The following is a 15,529-nucleotide window of genomic DNA, read 5'->3' as shown; positions in this document are numbered from 1 at the left end:
TTCTAAAATTTCTTTTTTCAAGATGAATTCAAGCACTAAAATTATTTTTGTAACTGGTGGGGTTGTATCTTCACTTGGTAAAGGTGTTACAGCTGCATCTTTAGCCACTCTTTTAGAAAGCCGTGGTTTAAACGTAACTATGCTAAAACTTGACCCCTATATTAATGTCGACCCTGGCACGATGAGTCCGCTACAGCATGGAGAAGTCTTTGTAACTGAAGATGGTGCAGAAACTGATTTGGATTTAGGGCATTATGAGCGTTTCATACGTGCTAAAATGACTCAAGCAAATAATTTCACTACAGGTAAAGTTTACCAAAGTGTACTTAGAAAAGAGCGTAAAGGAGACTATCTAGGTGCTACTATTCAGGTTATCCCCCATATTACAGATGAGATTAAAAATCGTATTTGTATGGGTATAGCTGATAATGTTGACGTGGCTATCGTAGAGATCGGTGGTACAGTTGGCGATATTGAGTCTTTACCATTTTTAGAAGCTATTAGGCAGCTAAGAATAGAGTTAGGTAGATCTAGAACTTTATTTGTACATTTAACTTTGTTGCCATATATAAGGGTAGCAGGTGAACTAAAAACTAAACCTACGCAACACTCTGTAAAAGAGCTAAGAGGTATTGGTATACAAGCAGATGTTTTAGTTTGCAGATGCGAACAAGCTTTTGATGAGAGTGAGAAAAGAAAGATAGCCCTTTTTACGAATGTAAGCCAAGATTGTATTTTTATAGCCGAAGATGTAAAGACTATTTATGAAGTACCACTTAAGTATAATAAGCAAGGATTTGATGCTAAGCTGGTAGAGCTTTTATCTTTACAAGCTAAAGAAGCAGATTTGACAGAATGGCAAAGTGTTGTTGACACTATTAAAAACGTTAGTGGTGAAGTAACGATAGCAATGGTTGGTAAATATGTTTCATTAACAGAAGCCTATAAATCTCTTAATGAAGCCCTTTATAACGCTGGCTATAAAAAAGGTGTAAAGGTAAACATCAAATTTGTTGATTCAGAAACAATTACAGAGAATAACATAAATTCATCTTTTAAAGGTGTGTCAGCAATCCTTGTGCCTGGTGGATTTGGTAGTAGGGGTGTAGAAGGGAAAATCACTGCAATAAAATACGCCCGTGAAAATGATATTCCATTTTTGGGGATCTGTTTGGGTATGCAGCTTGCTGTAGTGGAGTATGCTCGTAATGTTTTAGGTTTAAAGGATGCTCATTCTAGTGAATTAGAATCGACTACAACTAATCCAGTAATTGCTCTTATAGAAGAGTGGCAATCTGAAGATGGAACTATATATCAGCGTAGTAAAGAATCAGATCTAGGTGGTACAATGCGTCTAGGTGGTTATAAATGTGTATTAAAAGAAGGCTCTCGTGCTAGAGAAATATATCAAGCGGATAGCGTTATAGAAAGACATCGTCATAGATATGAGGTAAATAATAATTACGTTGAAAGGCTTGAGCAGGTAGGATTAATATTTTCAGGCAGATCAGAAGATGGTAACTTAATGGAGCTTATAGAGATACCTCAGCATAGTTGGTTTATAGCTTGTCAAGCACACCCGGAATTTACATCGACACCAAGATATGGTCATAAATTATTTGAATCATTTATAGAAGCTGCTATAGAAATAACTAATAATTAGCTGCTAGTTTTGATATTTCGTGAATAAAAGTGCTATAATTCAAACTAATAAAATATTGGAGAAGTAAAATGAGTAAACAGAAAACTCTATCTATAATAAAGCCTGACGCTGTAGAAAAGAATGTTATAGGTGAGATTTATAGTCGTTTTGAAAAAGCTGGTTTAAAAGTAATTGCTGCGAAGATGAAGCATTTATCAAAAACAGAGGCAGAAGGTTTTTATGCTGTACATAAAGAAAGACCTTTTTTTAGCGCTTTGGTAGAATTTATGATTTCTGGGGCAGTTATGATTCAAGTTTTAGAAGGTGAAAATGCAATAGCAAAAAACCGTGAGTTAATGGGGGCTACTAATCCTAAAGAAGCAGCAAAAGGTACAATTAGAGCTGATTTTGCAGATAGTATAGATGCTAACGCTGTACATGGCTCTGATAGTGAAGATACAGCAGCCCAAGAAATAAAATATTTCTTTAGTGATATAGAAATATTTAGCTAGTTTTGTATATCTGTTTTATTTTAGGAGGACAGTAGTTTATGAGTTGGTTAACTAGGGTAATAAGTAGGAGTCTAGGGTTAAATGCTCAGAAAAAAGATTTACCAAGCGGAGTATGGAGTCAATGTCCAAGTTGTCAGGTGACACTATATTCTGAAGAGTTAAATAATAATAAATCAGTATGTCCTAATTGTAATTACCATTATAGAATCTCTGCTAGACATAGACTAGAGATATTTTTTGACCACCACAGCGCTGTAGAGCATTTTGCTAATATAGAGCCTGTAGATATGCTTAAGTTTAAAGATACAAAATCTTACAAAGATAGACTGTCGCAAGCTCAAAAAAAGACCGAAGAAAAAGATGCTTTGGTAGTTATGCAAGGAACAGTAGAAGGTTTTCCAGTCGTAGCGGCGGCATTTAACTTTATGTTTCTAGGTGGTTCTATGGGATCTGTAGTAGGTGAAAAATTTGTGCGAGGTGTTAAGCTTGCAATGGAGAAAAAAGTACCATTTATATGCTTTACAGCAAGTGGTGGTGCTAGGATGCAAGAGTCATTATTTTCATTAATGCAGATGTCAAAAACTAGTGCTGCTTTACAGAAGTTAGCTGAAGCTAAGCTACCATATTTAGTTGTTCTAACAGATCCTACCACTGGTGGGGTATCGGCATCTTTAGCTATGCTTGGTGATGTACATATAGCTGAGCCAAAAGCTTTGATTGGTTTTGCTGGGCCTAGAGTTATAGAGCAGACAGTCAGAGAACAATTACCAGAAGGTTTTCAAAGAAGTGAGTTTTTGGTAGAAAAAGGTATGGTTGATATGATTGTAGATCGTAGAAACTTAAGAGCTGAAGTAGCACAGCTAATCGATAAGCTAATGCCAGAACTTACAAAAAATAATTCTTACGCTTTGGAGCATAAGCATACTGAGCAGCCACAAGCTTAAGAAGAACTCTAGAATGAGCGTTGAAACTAAAATAGCTAAAATTATGGCTAATGACGCTCGTAAATGTACTCTTACAGATATTCTATTTATTCTTAGTAAATTCAATTTTAACAAGAAATTTCAAGTTATAACGATAGCTGGAACTAATGGTAAAGGGACCACTGTAGCTATGCTTGAAGAGTTGCTTGTTGCAAATAATAAAAAAGTATTAAGTCATACATCTCCTCATGTTTTTAAATTTACTGAAAGGATATCTTTGAATAAATGTCCTATATCAGATAGTCAGTTATTGGAGTTGCTAGAAAGGTTAGAAGAACTAACGCCAGAATATAAACTATCTTATTATCAAATAGCTTTTTTGTGTGCTTGTTTGTATTCACAAAAAATAGCAGGACTAGATTATTTACTACTAGAGATTGGTATAGGTGGTAGGCTAGATGCTGCTAATATGATTGACCCAGATATAGCAGCGATTACAAATATAGATTTTGACCATTGTGAAATTTTAGGGGACACTTTGGAAAAAATAGGCATAGAAAAAGTAGCTATAGCTCGTAAAGGCAAACCCCTATTTTTAGGTTCAAAGATGCCTTGCAGTGTGTATGAATATGCAAATATTATAGAAGCTGTAATCTACGATAAAGACTATAACTCTAAAGTAAAGAACTGCTTTCATGACAGCTATAATATAGCTATGGGGGTAGCTGATTATTTACTAAGGAAGATGCAGATTACTTATATCCCAAGGTTGGAGGATATAAGAGCTAGAGCGCGTTTTAATATACTCAAAAATGACGAAATAAATAATAGTTATGTAGTAGTTGATGTTGCACACAATCCAGCTTCAGTAGAGTATTTGTTTAAGCTTTTGAATAATAGGTTTGGTACTAAGGATATTAAATATGAAGCTATATTTGGTGTTTTGGCGACCAAGGATATAAATGCAATTGTATCTATAGCTAAAAACCACATCTATAGATGGGAGATTGTAGATCTGAAAACTTTCGATCAAAGAGCTCTAGATATAGATAATATAAAACAAGTATTTAGTAACCACGGTATTTTCCGGGTTGAGTTTAATAAGGATCTAAGTAGTGTTTATTTGTCAAAAAAGAGTACTGTAACTGTAGTTTTTGGATCATTTGTATTAGCAGGAGAATTTATAAAGGAGTATGAAAAAAATAGTTTCTAATGAAGGCCAAATGCTAAGTTTAGCTGCTGAGTATTCTAAAAGTTTACAACCTGGTAAAATAATTTTCTTACATGGTGATTTGGGAGCAGGTAAAACAACTTTTGTAAAAGGTATACTAAAAGCATTAGGCTATAAGGGCAATGTAAAGAGTCCGACCTATACTTTAGTAGAGAGTTATGAGTTTAATGATTTTAATATTTACCACTTTGATTTGTATAGAATTTCTGATCCTGAGGAATTAGAATGGGTTGGTATTAGAGATTACTTTAATGAAAAAAGTATATGTTTCATAGAATGGCCAGATAAAGGCAAAGATTTTTTACCAAAACCCTCTTCAAATATTTACATAAGACATCTGGTTGAAAGAAGAGAGGTAGAAATTTCTTAAATAATTAAGGTATATTTTTATGGAAATATTAAATATTACTATATATCATTACCTTAAATTGTCTTTAATTCCAGCTAAGTTAGAAGGGAAACTGCATGAAAGTTAAGTTTTTAATTTGTTTTTTAGGTTTGTTGGTCTTTGGATCATCTTACGCGACTTTGGAAAGTTGCTACCAGGATGGTGCGCAGGAGAAATATGGTCAAGCTTTGGAAAACTGCCAGCCATATGCTAAAAAAGATGCAAAAGCTACAACAATATTATCTCAAGCATATATTCAGACAGATCAAGATAATAAACTTGCTTTAGAATACGCTTTATGGGTAGTAGACTTTTACAATAAAAATGGTATCCCAAGTAGTGGGGACGGTTTAAGAGTTTATTATAGCCTAATGTATTCAATAGGAGAGATGTATTATTTTGGAGCGGATGGTGTAAAAATTAACCGAGCTAAAGGTTTTGAGTATATCAAAAAATCAGCAGAGTTAGGATATATGGTTGCACAAAATCAATTAGGAAACCTTTATGCTAGATCTGGAGGAAATCCGTGGCCTAATTTTGCTCAAGCATTTAAATGGTATAAGTTAGCTGTAGCTAACGGAAGTTTAATGGCTAGAGATTCTTTCTTGATTAAAAAAGAAAGTAGCTTTGTGAAATTATATCCATATTGTGTAGCTCAGGCTAGAACGTTTATTGGTGATGCCTATATGTCTGGCACAGGAGGTTTGCCAAAAGATGACGCTATAGCATTAGAGTGGTATAAGAAGGCTTATGAACTTAACCATGTATCACCAGTAGAAGTTGGGTTAGCAAAAGTATATTTGGCTGAAGGTGATAAAAAAACAGCTCTAGTATATATTAAACAGGCTATAACCCAGCCTTTTGCACCAGCTTTTGTGTTGGCTGCTGAGCTCACTCAAGATTCTGTAGAAAAGTATGCTTATTTATCTGTGGCAATTGATTTGTTCAAAAATCCTAAGAGGGATTATTGGAAACAGTTTAATGAGTATTGTATGCCGGATCTTTCAAAAGAAGGTTTAAAAAATGCTCAAGCTAACTTAGCAGCGATTAAGTTATCAGAAAGCCAGGTTCAAGCTGCTAAACAAAAAGTAAAAGCAATAGAAAGTCAGTGGAAACTATAGTGTCTTTAAAGAATTCTAACTAGTTTTTATTTTATTCTTGATTCCTATTTTGGGTTGTCTACGGTTATAATACCACTTTCAACACATATTATTACTTTCTAACTTTGTATTTCATACCTAATTTAATCCTTTAATATTTGCCAATAGCTGCTGCTATTGCCTGCACCTCAAAAACTTAAATTAGTCATAAACTCCTTTGTGATAAATGCTCCAATTTATGTTGGAATTGGTATAATTGGTAGATAGGGATTTTATTAACATTTGTATTCTGTGAAAAAATTTTTTTCCAATAGTTTAGTTATTTCTGGATTATTGCTTATATCAAAAATATTAGGCTTTATTCGAGATTTATTATTGGCAAGGTTTTTTGGGAGTAGTGGAGCATTACAAGCATTTTTAGTAGCATTTAGAATACCAGAATTTATGCGTAAAGTTACGACTTCAGGTACCTTTACTCAAATTATTAATCCATACATTGATGGGAAAATTTCAGATGAGCAAAAAGAGTTTATAGCAACAATATTATATTTAATCGCTATAATACTGATGTTTTTAATCATAGTAGGTTTAAGTTTTAGTAGTGTATGGGTTGATATATATGCCTATGGACTTATTTCTAATGACGTGATGCTGCAGCTTGTCTACACTATGTTTATCATAATGCTACCGTATGTTTTATTAAATTGTATAGTCGGATTAATAGCTGCAATTCTTAATAGTTATAGTAGGTATATAATCTCTTCATCTTTCCCAATATTTTTAAACTTAGTAATGATAATTGGAATAGTGATATCACCGAGATTTAATATACCGATTTATATTGTAGCTTATAGTGTTTTATTAGCAGGACTGTGTCAGTTAATAATAGCGGTACTCTCATTATCTATGCTCTTAGGTAGGATAAATATAACTAAGGCAATACTTCTTGTGAAAAATATAAAAGCTAAGCTTTTTTTCAAAAAGCTACCTATGGCTTTTCTAGGGGCAGCAGTTTTACAAATCAGCTCACTTATAGAAACTTTCTTTGCTTCATTTTTGGTATCAGGGAGTTTGGCATGGTTATATTATGCTGATAGAGTGAACCAATTTTTATATGGTATATTTGGTACAGCTATCGCTATGGCTATGATTCCATATTTAGTTAAATCTAAGAAAGATAATGCACTATTTTATAAAAATCTAGCTTTAGTAATAAAAGTTATGTTTTTGATGGTAATACCAGCTATTATTGGGCTATCAATATTAGCTAAACCTATAGTTATAACATTATTTTATTATGGTAAGTTTAGTTTAAACGATGTGAATTTCACATATTTGGCAATGTTAGGATATTTGCTTTCCCTGTTTTGTTTTGTTTTTATAAGGGTTGTAGTATCTGCTCTTTATGTTCAAAATAAAACTAACACAGTTTTTTATATTAGTTTAATGAGTTTGATTTTGGGGGTGGTGCTTGATATCTATATAATACATATGTATAGCGATGATAAATATGCTTTTGTATATTTAGCTATTGTTAGCTCTATTACTGCTTTATTAAATATGATTGCCCAGATATTAATACTCATAAATTTTAATTTGAGATTGTTTGTTGACATTTTTTTACCATTCAAATATTTGTTGAAGATAGTTATAGCCTGCATTTGTATGATACTGTCACTAAAATTATTTAATTTGAACGATGAGTATTGGATTAGTTTAACAATGTTTGATAGACTCAAAAATATACTAGTAATTACATTGCTAGGCACCTTGGTGTATGTGATCGTAATATTTGTTTTACGATTTAAACAAAAACGCTAGTATAGACTAACTAACTTTTTAGTAAGGCTGGTTCAACTGTTTAGGGCTGTAAAATGAACGATTTAAAAAATATAACCAATCTTAGAGGCATTGAGAGGGAGACTTTACGCATTTATGGTGATGGTAGCTTAGCTTGTTCTTGGCATCCACAATTTTTAGGACATAAGCTTACTAATAGCAGTATCACAGTTGATTTTTCGGAAAACCTTCTAGAGATAATAACTAAACCCCATAAAAATATAGACACAGCACTACATGAGCTAACAATCTTAGGCGCTTTTACTTTGCAAAATATGTCACAGGAAGAGTTTATTTTAAATACTAGTATGCCATTATCAGCAACAGAAACCCAGATAAAAGAAGCTGATTTTGGTAGCTCAAATTCCGGTAGGATGAAACAAGTGTACCGTAAAGGGTTGGCTGCTCGTTATGGTAAGGTGATGCAGATTATAGCTGGGATTCATTATAATTTTTCATTTGATAAAAGCTTGATTCTAAAAAAAGCAACTAAGCTTGGGATATCAAATGCAGACGTTTATTTTGGGGTTATAAATAATTATTTTGAATATATGTGGTTATTACCATATCTATTTGGAGCAAGCCCTATTTGCGCAAAAACTTCTGTTAAGAAAAAACCAGAATATTTGATAGACCTAGATGAAGAGTTCTATGTTGGGAAGTTTTCAACTAGTCTTAGGATGAGCGATCTTGGCTATACCAGCCCTGCTCAAAAAGAGCTTAATATCTCGTATGACAATGTTAAAGCTTATGTCAAAGATATGCTAAATGCAACAGCTCAAGAATTTAAACAATATAAAGAAATTGGGCTGCACAATGAAAGTGGTGGGAGAATACAACTTAACGAGAGTATTTTGCAGATAGAAAATGAGTATTATAGCCCTATACGACCTAAGCAAATAACAAAAAGATGTGAAAGGCCTGCTTGTGCTTTATCTAATAGAGGAGTCGAGTATATTGAGGTTAGGGTACTTGATGTTGATCCTTTTGATAAAAATGGGATTAGTAAAAACACTGCACTGTTCGTAGAGGCAATGCTAATGACCTGTTTAATGCAAGAATTTAAGGGCTACTCTCAAAGGCAGATTAGTTTAGGTAAACAAAATCTCACTAATGTTGCTATACAAGGGCGTAAGCCTAATTTAGAACTAGTTGACCCTATTGGTGAAAAAGTTTTATTAAAAGAATATGGCTTAGCTTTATTTGGCAAAATCGAAATAGTAGCTAAACAAATGGGGCAAGAGTATCTAGATGCAGTCCTGCTTGAGAAACAAAAAATTTTAGATGCTTCCAAAACTCCTTCAGCAAGAGTTGTGAAGTTAGCAAAAGACCTTGGATATAAAAACTTAGTGCTAGAAATTTCTAAGCAAGCTTCAGATGACTTTAGAAAGGTCGCTTTAACGCAAAAAGAAAGAGAAATATTGCTTGATCAGGTTAAGCAGTCGATAGAGGCAGAAAAGAGTTTAAGAGATAATGATACAATTTCTTTAGATGAGTACATAAGTAGATATTATAAATCTGTAGGGGATTGTTGTTGATAAATAAAATACAAAAAAACCAGCTTAAGGCTGGTTCTAATGTTTTTTGGTGTGAGTAGGTATAGTAATTATACTTTTTTAAGAGCACCAAATCTTTTGTTAAATCTGTCAACACGTCCCGCTGTATCAACAACTCTCTGCTTACCTGTGTAGAATGGGTGGCACTCAGAACAAATATCTATATTCATAGCTTCTTTAGCTACAGTTGATCTAGTTGTGAAGCTGTTACCACAACTACAAGTTACTTTAACTTCTGTATAGTTAGGATGAATTTCTTGTTTCATTATTTATTTTCCTTATTTTTGTAAACTTTGACATCGCCACTTAGACTATCTCATCTAAGCACCATATCCTAATAAAAGTAGAATAGCACAAAGATTTTAGCTTAAATTATTAATAGTATCAAGCTTAATTGGAAGAAATATATTTCTCTCGGCGTACACTTTTAGCTTCAAAGCCAGCATTTGTAAGTATTTCATAAGATTGGTCAATCATGTTAGGATTACCGCATATGTAGATGACATCTTTTTTTGGGTCTAAAGCGATTTTTCCAAATTGCTGTTGAACATAACCAGAAACCTCATACTCTTTTAAACTCTCTGTTTCTCTACTTAAACAAAGTGTGAATTTTATATTGTCGTGTTTTTTTGCGAATTCTATAAAATCATCTTGGTATAGAGCATCTTTGCGATATTGTACACCTAATAATATGTGTATTTCAGTAGTTTCAGCTCGTTGTAAAAGTTCTGGAAACATTGATCTATAAGGAACAATACCAGTGCCAGTGCCTACAAGTATTAGTTTTCTAATCTCTTCGTCTTTTAAGACAAGTCTGCCAGCAGGTCCCATAGCAGCAGCAGTATCACCGATTTTCATATTGAAAAAAATTTCTGAAGCTGTGCCACCTTTTACATAGGTTATTCCTATTTCTAGGAGCATGTTGTCAGAAGGTAGTGATCCTAAACTATAACTTCTACGCTTTAAGTTACCTTCGTTATCTTTTAAAAGAAAAGTGATAAATTGCCCAGCTATAAAATTAAGTGGTTTTCCATCTGTTCTTTTAAAAACAAAATGTCTTACATTATTAGTAATATCTTTGAATGATACTAATTCTAGATCAAATTTTTCTAACGCCATGATATTTAGCTTATTGTGTATATTTGCAGCAGCTATAATTGTATAATAAATTTATCTCGATGATAAGTTTGTATTTTAAATATGTTTAGGTATTTTTATGTATTTTTGATTACACTAATACTGGTAAATACAGCTGTAGCTAAGATGACTCAAGAAGCTGTTGATAAAGTGTATACAAAACCAATAGTTCTTGAAGATAAACAAAAAATAATAAATATTAGTTTGCCAGTAGACTCAACAGATGGGTATAGATGGTTTTTGGTATCTCCTGATTATGATTATATAAGGGCTGTTAGTTTTGTCCATAAAAGTGTGGATGTGAAAAACTCAGAATATGGGTCTACAGATAACTTTAAATTTAGGTTACAAGATAGCTTTAAAAAGGTTCCACAAAAGGTAGTTCTACATTTTGAATGCTTTAGATTGTTTGGAGAAAATAATCAAATAATTAGTAAAGATATTGTGATATTGTCAGCTTTAGATTAAAAAGGTGTTTATGGTTTGGTTAGTATTTTTAATAGTACTTATTGTTGTATTGTTAGGTTTTTCGATAAGTCTTGTAGCAACACAGTCTGTAAATGTAGTCGAAAGGTTTGGGAAGTTTGTAAGGATTCAAAAGGCAGGCCTTAATTTTAGAATTCCATTTATAGAAAGGGTAGCTGGTAGAGTTAGTTTAAGAGTTCAGCAACTAGATATAATCGCAGAGACAAAAACAAAAGATAATGTATTTGTACATATGAAAGTTTCGGTACAGTTTTTAGTGGAAGAATCTCGAGCTGTAGATGCGTTTTATAAGCTTACAAATGCTAGAGCTCAAATGGAGTCGTATGTATTTGACGTGATTAGGTCATCTTTACCACGTATGAGTTTAGATGAGTCTTTTGAGAATAAAGATGCTATAGCTTTAGATATCAAAAAAGAGCTTTCTGAGGAAATGAGTACTTATGGTTATACAATAATTAAATCTTTAGTTGTTGATATAAATCCAGAAGAAAACGTAAAACGCTCTATGAATGAGATTAATGCCGCCCAAAGGCAACTTGAAGCTACAAAAGCAAAAGCAGAAGCCGAAAAGCTTATAAAAATAAAAGAAGCTGAAGGTCAAAAAGAATCGATGAAGCTACTTGGTGAAGGTATTGCTGAGCAACGTAAAGCAATAGCTAGAGGCTTACGAATTTCTATAGAAGATGTTAAGGAAGGTACTGATGGTAGTATATCTTCTGAATATATATCTTCACTTGTGATGATGTACCAATATTTAGATACTTTAGAAAATATGACAAAATCAGGTAAATCAAATGTTATATTTACTCCCAATTCTCCAAAAGGCTTTAATAATTTAACTTCTGAAATGATAAGTGCTTTATCTGCTGCTAAGGATATGTAGAGAAATTATACTCTAACAAGGCCCTAAAAGAATGTCGGTTCTTTTCACCTTATTAGAATTAGATACATGGTTTGGGCTTATTTGTACACCTTTTACGATTATAATCATTTTATAACTTGTTTAATTTAACCAGTAGCTATCAAAAAAGAATATAGCTATACTATTTTTTTTCTTATATTATTTAACGTTATGTAAGTTATAAGTGTTGATAAGCTTATTAGGCTTGTACTACAGCTATAGTAATGTCAGCCCTAAGTACTAGGATATAGCAAGTTGGTTAGATAACCTTAATGACAGGCCATTATATTGAGAACACTAGTCAGAGTAAAAAGCATATAGTTTATGAACTTGTAGGTTAAGAGGAGCCACATGATTAAAAAGATAATAAATAGGTTTAAAACAAGAAGGTTTGTCACTGAGTTTGAAATTTACAGATATGAAAATAAACTAAGGTTTGTAAAAGTTAGGTGATATTAAGGAGTTATACTTAGTTGAAGAGAAAAAGTTTTCCTAGATTTTACCCAGAGCATATACAAAATATAGAAACTAAAACTAATATAGAGCTTAATAGCAATCAAATTTATAAGTTTCCAAGCGGAGCTTAAATTATATTCACCAACCTTTAGGGCTGGGTTAGTTAGTATCTTTTTAAGATAGATAGATAATTCCAACTAAAATTGTAAATAATTTAAGCCTATTGTCCTAACATTTTATTTTTGCTACGTGGTGATTATCGTTATTTAGTATGAATGTAAATTAAATTGTTGAGAATAGTTATATGGTTGATGAAGGCTTTAAACTAAAAGTGGTAGCTATGACTGGACTTGAACCAGTGACCCCAGCATTATGAATGCTGTGCTCTAACCAACTGAGCTACATAGCCACAAAGATGTAGCATATTATAGTGAAATTATAGTTTTTGTCAATAATAATTGCTTTTCATAACAAAAAAAATCTACACAAAGCTTTATTGCTTGCTAAAAGATATGATTTTGTAGTAGGATATAGGATAAGTATATAAAAGAGTAGAACTCTACAAATTAGAAAATAAATAAGATGTCTGAAGGTAGAAATAAACTAAATGATTTTTCATTGTTACAGTCTTTGATTGGTGGATCTTCTAAGATAGAGGAAAAAACATCTAGAATGAAACAAGCTAGAGATAAAAATATCTCTAAAAATAAAACTATCCCCCCTACAAAGGCTCCTGCTAAAAAAGTAGAAGATAGAGATACCTCTTTTATACGTATTCCACAATATGGTCATAGAATAAATAATAAAATAGTTGATGAGCTACAAAACCCTATAATTGAGGATAGCGGAGAGCTAGTTATTACTGTAGATATTGAAAAAGAAAGACAAAAAGAAGAAGCCAAATTATTTAAATGGTTGTGTGTTCGTTTCCCTAAATGTTTTGACCCAATAAGCAAAAAACCACTCAAAATAGGTATAAGTGAAGAGATAGAAATAATATATCAAAACGAGCATTTCACACCTGTAGATAAACTAGTTTTACGTAATGTGTTGCGTCGTTATGTTGGTGATACTCGTTATCATAGAGCTGTTTTTGAGCTTAAGCAGAGATTTAATTTACAGGGTCAACCAGTTGAGGATTATGCTCCAGAACATGTTGAGTATTCTAAGAGAAGACTAGATGAAATAGCAGAAAAAGCTGAGTTTAGAGCTAAAGGTCTAACTATGAAAGACTACTATGAATACAAAAAGCAACAAAATTCTGAAGATGTTGAGACAGAACAATAAATACACCTAAAATATTATAAATCCTTGCGTATCTAGCAATAAAGGTTTAAGATTTGCTTTATGAAATAGAAATTTGGAAGGTTTCTATGAGAATAAAAAAACGTTTTCTAAAACTAAAGAGAAATGCAACAATAGTTTTAAGTTTAGTTATTGTATCCGTTGGTTGTGTTACAGAAACCCAATCACAAGTTAAAGCTCAAAGATTAGCGTTATTAGACCAAGGGTTTAGTAAATCAAAAGTTACTGCATATAAAGATTACAGCTTTGATTCGGCTAATTTGCCTATTGGAATAAAAAATATTGAACAAGCAGACCCAACAGAGTTTAATATCAAAGTTTATATAACTAATAATAAAGGTTGTAAATTTATTTATATAAAATCTAAAGATGGTATAAAAGACCAGCAAGCAGAGTCTGGTTCCTTCAAAGCTTACTTGTCTGATAAAAATGTTTTGTTAAGAGCATCATGTAAAGGAAAAGAGTCAAATATTGATTATAAAATAATCACTAAAGTTAACGGTATAGAGTATAACCGTATAGGTAATTTGTCTTATAGAGCAGAGGCATCTGAATTTTAGAGGTTTACTTCTTCCAGAACTCTGGCATAAATAAAACTAAGATAGTAAAGATCTCCAAACGTCCAGCAATCATGGTAAAGTTGCATATCCAAAGAGCTTGGGTTGGTAAATTCTTGAAGGTAGAACCTATTTCTCCTAAACCTGGACCTACATTAGATAAAGTGGTAGCAGTTGTAGAAAAGGCTGTAGTAACATCTAATCCACATCCTAATAAAGCCAGCCATGCAACAGCAAAAACTATAATATAAACTGATATATACCCTGATACCCTATTTAGGGCTTGTTCTGAGATGTGTATATCACCAAGCTTAACTGTAAAAACACCTTGGGGGTGAATAACTCTTTTTGCTTCAAGCATAGCTTTTTCTTTAAAGAGTATAGCCCGAATCATTTTTAATCCGCCAGCAGTTGAACCACCGCAGCCGCCAATTATAGCCATAAACATAAGCATGACTGGTAGAAAACTGGGCCATAAGTAGAAGTTACTGTCAGACACAAATCCTGCACTAGAACTTATAGTTATTACTTGGAATATACTATCAGTTATAATTCTAGGGATCTTTGTTAAATCATCTGTATAAGCTATCATGGTGATAGCTATAACAAATGAACAAAAAAACAAAAAGTAGCAATATGCTTTAAACTCTATGTTCTTGAAATAATGCTTAAGGCTTAGTTTTGATAAAGCTATATAGTGGGCTTTAAAACTTGTAGCACCTAGAAATAAAAATATACCACAAACAATCAGAACCCCGGTAGATTTGTCAGTCATACTGGCATCACTGGGAGCAAAACCGCCAGTTGATACTGTGGAAAACGTATAGCATATTGCGTTAAAAGGATCCATTCCAACAATTATATAAGAGATAAAGCATAAAAATGTAAATAGCAAATAAACCATCCAAAGTGCCTTAGCTGTACTAGAAATTTTTGGTGTTAGCTTTTCATCTTTCCATTGTCCAGCTATTTCAGCTTTGTAAAGTTGCATACCGCCAACTCCAAGTAAAGGCAGGATAGCTACAGATAAAACGATAATACCCATACCACCAAAAAACTCTGTTTGTTGACGGTAAAATAAAATGCTATGAGGTAACTTATCCAAACCACTTATGACTGTGCCACCGGTTGTAGTAAACCCAGATGTTGACTCAAATACAGCATGGCTAAAGGATAGGCTCAAACCAGGAAAAGTCATATAGGGGATTGCTCCAAACATAGTAACAATAATCCATACTAGCGCAACGATAATAAAACCATCTCGGTTAGAAAGTTTTTTGCTAGAATTTCTACCTATAAGCCACAGTATAAACCCAGCTGAAAAAGTAATTGTAAAACTTATTAAAAAAGGAAATGAGTTATGCTCAGAATATATATAATCTATTATAATGGGGCTAAGCATAGTAACGCTTAGAAACATTAAGAATATTCCAATAATTCTAGGTTTTTGACTTAACCGCATGCGCTTAATACTTAAAAGCTTATGTTTATAAGTG

15 protein-coding genes and 1 tRNA gene are annotated in these 15,529 nt (G+C 32.7%); 12 read left to right on the top strand and 4 right to left on the bottom strand.

Annotated elements, in window-relative coordinates; translation table 11 throughout:
• Positions 1–22: 22 nt before the first annotated feature.
• From E4K63_RS07025 to gshA, 8 genes are all read left to right on the top strand, one after another.
• A complete protein-coding gene (locus tag E4K63_RS07025) occupies positions 23–1,663 on the top strand; it encodes a CTP synthase (RefSeq protein WP_133941907.1) in 1,641 nt (546 codons plus the stop codon).
• A 68-nt stretch (positions 1,664–1,731) separates the two neighbouring features.
• Positions 1,732–2,154, top strand: a complete 423-nt coding sequence (ndk, locus tag E4K63_RS07020; protein WP_133941905.1) for a nucleoside-diphosphate kinase — start codon at positions 1,732–1,734, stop codon at positions 2,152–2,154.
• Positions 2,155–2,192: 38 nt separating this feature from the next.
• The gene (gene accD, locus E4K63_RS07015; protein ID WP_133941903.1) at positions 2,193–3,098 is read left to right on the top strand and encodes an acetyl-CoA carboxylase, carboxyltransferase subunit beta; all 906 of its coding nucleotides are present in this window, start codon (positions 2,193–2,195) and stop codon (positions 3,096–3,098) included.
• 13 nt (positions 3,099–3,111) lie between these two features.
• The gene (locus E4K63_RS07010) at positions 3,112–4,290 is read left to right on the top strand and encodes a bifunctional folylpolyglutamate synthase/dihydrofolate synthase (RefSeq protein ID WP_133941901.1); all 1,179 of its coding nucleotides are present in this window, start codon (positions 3,112–3,114) and stop codon (positions 4,288–4,290) included.
• Positions 4,271–4,678 carry a tRNA (adenosine(37)-N6)-threonylcarbamoyltransferase complex ATPase subunit type 1 TsaE gene (gene tsaE, locus E4K63_RS07005; RefSeq protein WP_133941899.1) on the top strand — a complete coding sequence of 136 codons (408 nt, stop codon included), beginning with the start codon at positions 4,271–4,273 and terminating at the stop codon, positions 4,676–4,678. Before E4K63_RS07010 ends, tsaE begins: the two co-directional genes overlap by 20 nt.
• Before the next feature lie 95 nt (positions 4,679–4,773).
• Positions 4,774–5,817, top strand: a complete 1,044-nt coding sequence (locus tag E4K63_RS07000) for a tetratricopeptide repeat protein (RefSeq protein ID WP_133941897.1) — start codon at positions 4,774–4,776, stop codon at positions 5,815–5,817.
• 270 nt (positions 5,818–6,087) lie between these two features.
• Positions 6,088–7,617 carry a murein biosynthesis integral membrane protein MurJ gene (murJ, locus tag E4K63_RS06995; protein WP_133941895.1) on the top strand — a complete coding sequence of 510 codons (1,530 nt, stop codon included), beginning with the start codon at positions 6,088–6,090 and terminating at the stop codon, positions 7,615–7,617.
• A 53-nt stretch (positions 7,618–7,670) separates the two neighbouring features.
• Complete coding sequence (gene gshA / locus E4K63_RS06990) at positions 7,671–9,173, top strand: glutamate--cysteine ligase (protein ID WP_133941894.1); 1,503 nt, start codon at positions 7,671–7,673, stop codon at positions 9,171–9,173.
• 68 nt (positions 9,174–9,241) lie between these two features.
• On the opposite strand, the gene rpmE is transcribed toward gshA, so the two are convergent.
• Together rpmE and E4K63_RS06980 are read right to left on the bottom strand one after the other, a co-directional pair.
• Positions 9,242–9,457 (bottom strand): 50S ribosomal protein L31, encoded by a 216-nt coding sequence (gene rpmE, locus E4K63_RS06985; RefSeq protein WP_133941892.1) that lies wholly within the window; start codon positions 9,455–9,457, stop codon positions 9,242–9,244.
• A gap of 124 nt (positions 9,458–9,581) precedes the next feature.
• On the bottom strand, positions 9,582–10,310 hold the full coding sequence (locus tag E4K63_RS06980) for a ferredoxin--NADP reductase (RefSeq protein ID WP_133941890.1): 729 nt from the start codon (positions 10,308–10,310) through the stop codon (positions 9,582–9,584).
• 144 nt (positions 10,311–10,454) lie between these two features.
• On the opposite strand from E4K63_RS06980, the gene E4K63_RS06975 reads away from it, so the two are divergent.
• The gene (locus E4K63_RS06975; RefSeq protein ID WP_208318262.1) at positions 10,455–10,796 is read left to right on the top strand and encodes a hypothetical protein; all 342 of its coding nucleotides are present in this window, start codon (positions 10,455–10,457) and stop codon (positions 10,794–10,796) included.
• Between the two features lie 4 nt (positions 10,797–10,800).
• On the top strand, positions 10,801–11,697 hold the full coding sequence (locus E4K63_RS06970; RefSeq protein WP_208318261.1) for an SPFH domain-containing protein: 897 nt from the start codon (positions 10,801–10,803) through the stop codon (positions 11,695–11,697).
• A gap of 806 nt (positions 11,698–12,503) precedes the next feature.
• Here E4K63_RS06970 and E4K63_RS06965 read toward each other — a convergent pair.
• Positions 12,504–12,580, bottom strand: a tRNA-Met gene (locus tag E4K63_RS06965).
• A 173-nt stretch (positions 12,581–12,753) separates the two neighbouring features.
• Here E4K63_RS06965 and E4K63_RS06960 point away from each other — a divergent pair.
• Together E4K63_RS06960 and E4K63_RS06955 are read left to right on the top strand one after the other, a co-directional pair.
• On the top strand, positions 12,754–13,458 hold the full coding sequence (locus tag E4K63_RS06960) for a ProQ/FINO family protein (protein ID WP_133941884.1): 705 nt from the start codon (positions 12,754–12,756) through the stop codon (positions 13,456–13,458).
• A gap of 86 nt (positions 13,459–13,544) precedes the next feature.
• Positions 13,545–14,036: an FTL_1709 family lipoprotein gene (locus tag E4K63_RS06955; protein WP_133941882.1), complete on the top strand. Its 492-nt coding sequence runs from the start codon at positions 13,545–13,547 to the stop codon at positions 14,034–14,036.
• Between the two features lie 4 nt (positions 14,037–14,040).
• Here the strand turns inward: E4K63_RS06955 and E4K63_RS06950 are convergent, their stop codons facing one another.
• Positions 14,041–15,495, bottom strand: a complete 1,455-nt coding sequence (locus E4K63_RS06950) for a potassium transporter TrkG (protein ID WP_133941880.1) — start codon at positions 15,493–15,495, stop codon at positions 14,041–14,043.
• Positions 15,496–15,529 lie beyond the last annotated feature (34 nt).

This window comes from Allofrancisella inopinata (assembly GCF_012222965.1).
Classification (GTDB): Bacteria; Pseudomonadota; Gammaproteobacteria; order Francisellales; family Francisellaceae; genus Francisella; species Francisella inopinata.
The sequence above is the reverse complement of the archived record's forward strand: the minus strand, read 5'-3'. Positions and strand labels throughout refer to the sequence as shown.

Bases quoted from the DNA above. Each gene is read 5' to 3' on its own strand.
- accD (WP_133941903.1), top strand. From the start codon at position 2,193: ATGAGTTGGTTAACTAGGGTAATAAGTAGGAGTCTAGGGTTAAATGCT.
- E4K63_RS07025 (WP_133941907.1), top strand. From the start codon at position 23: ATGAATTCAAGCACTAAAATTATTTTTGTAACTGGTGGGGTTGTATCT.
- E4K63_RS06950 (WP_133941880.1), bottom strand. From the start codon at position 15,495: ATGCGGTTAAGTCAAAAACCTAGAATTATTGGAATATTCTTAATGTTT.
- E4K63_RS06960 (WP_133941884.1), top strand. From the start codon at position 12,754: ATGTCTGAAGGTAGAAATAAACTAAATGATTTTTCATTGTTACAGTCT.
- E4K63_RS07000 (WP_133941897.1), top strand. From the start codon at position 4,774: ATGAAAGTTAAGTTTTTAATTTGTTTTTTAGGTTTGTTGGTCTTTGGA.
- E4K63_RS07010 (WP_133941901.1), top strand. From the start codon at position 3,112: ATGAGCGTTGAAACTAAAATAGCTAAAATTATGGCTAATGACGCTCGT.
- E4K63_RS06955 (WP_133941882.1), top strand. From the start codon at position 13,545: ATGAGAATAAAAAAACGTTTTCTAAAACTAAAGAGAAATGCAACAATA.
- ndk (WP_133941905.1), top strand. From the start codon at position 1,732: ATGAGTAAACAGAAAACTCTATCTATAATAAAGCCTGACGCTGTAGAA.
- gshA (WP_133941894.1), top strand. From the start codon at position 7,671: ATGAACGATTTAAAAAATATAACCAATCTTAGAGGCATTGAGAGGGAG.
- E4K63_RS06980 (WP_133941890.1), bottom strand. From the start codon at position 10,310: ATGGCGTTAGAAAAATTTGATCTAGAATTAGTATCATTCAAAGATATT.
- E4K63_RS06975 (WP_208318262.1), top strand. From the start codon at position 10,455: ATGACTCAAGAAGCTGTTGATAAAGTGTATACAAAACCAATAGTTCTT.
- tsaE (WP_133941899.1), top strand. From the start codon at position 4,271: ATGAAAAAAATAGTTTCTAATGAAGGCCAAATGCTAAGTTTAGCTGCT.
- rpmE (WP_133941892.1), bottom strand. From the start codon at position 9,457: ATGAAACAAGAAATTCATCCTAACTATACAGAAGTTAAAGTAACTTGT.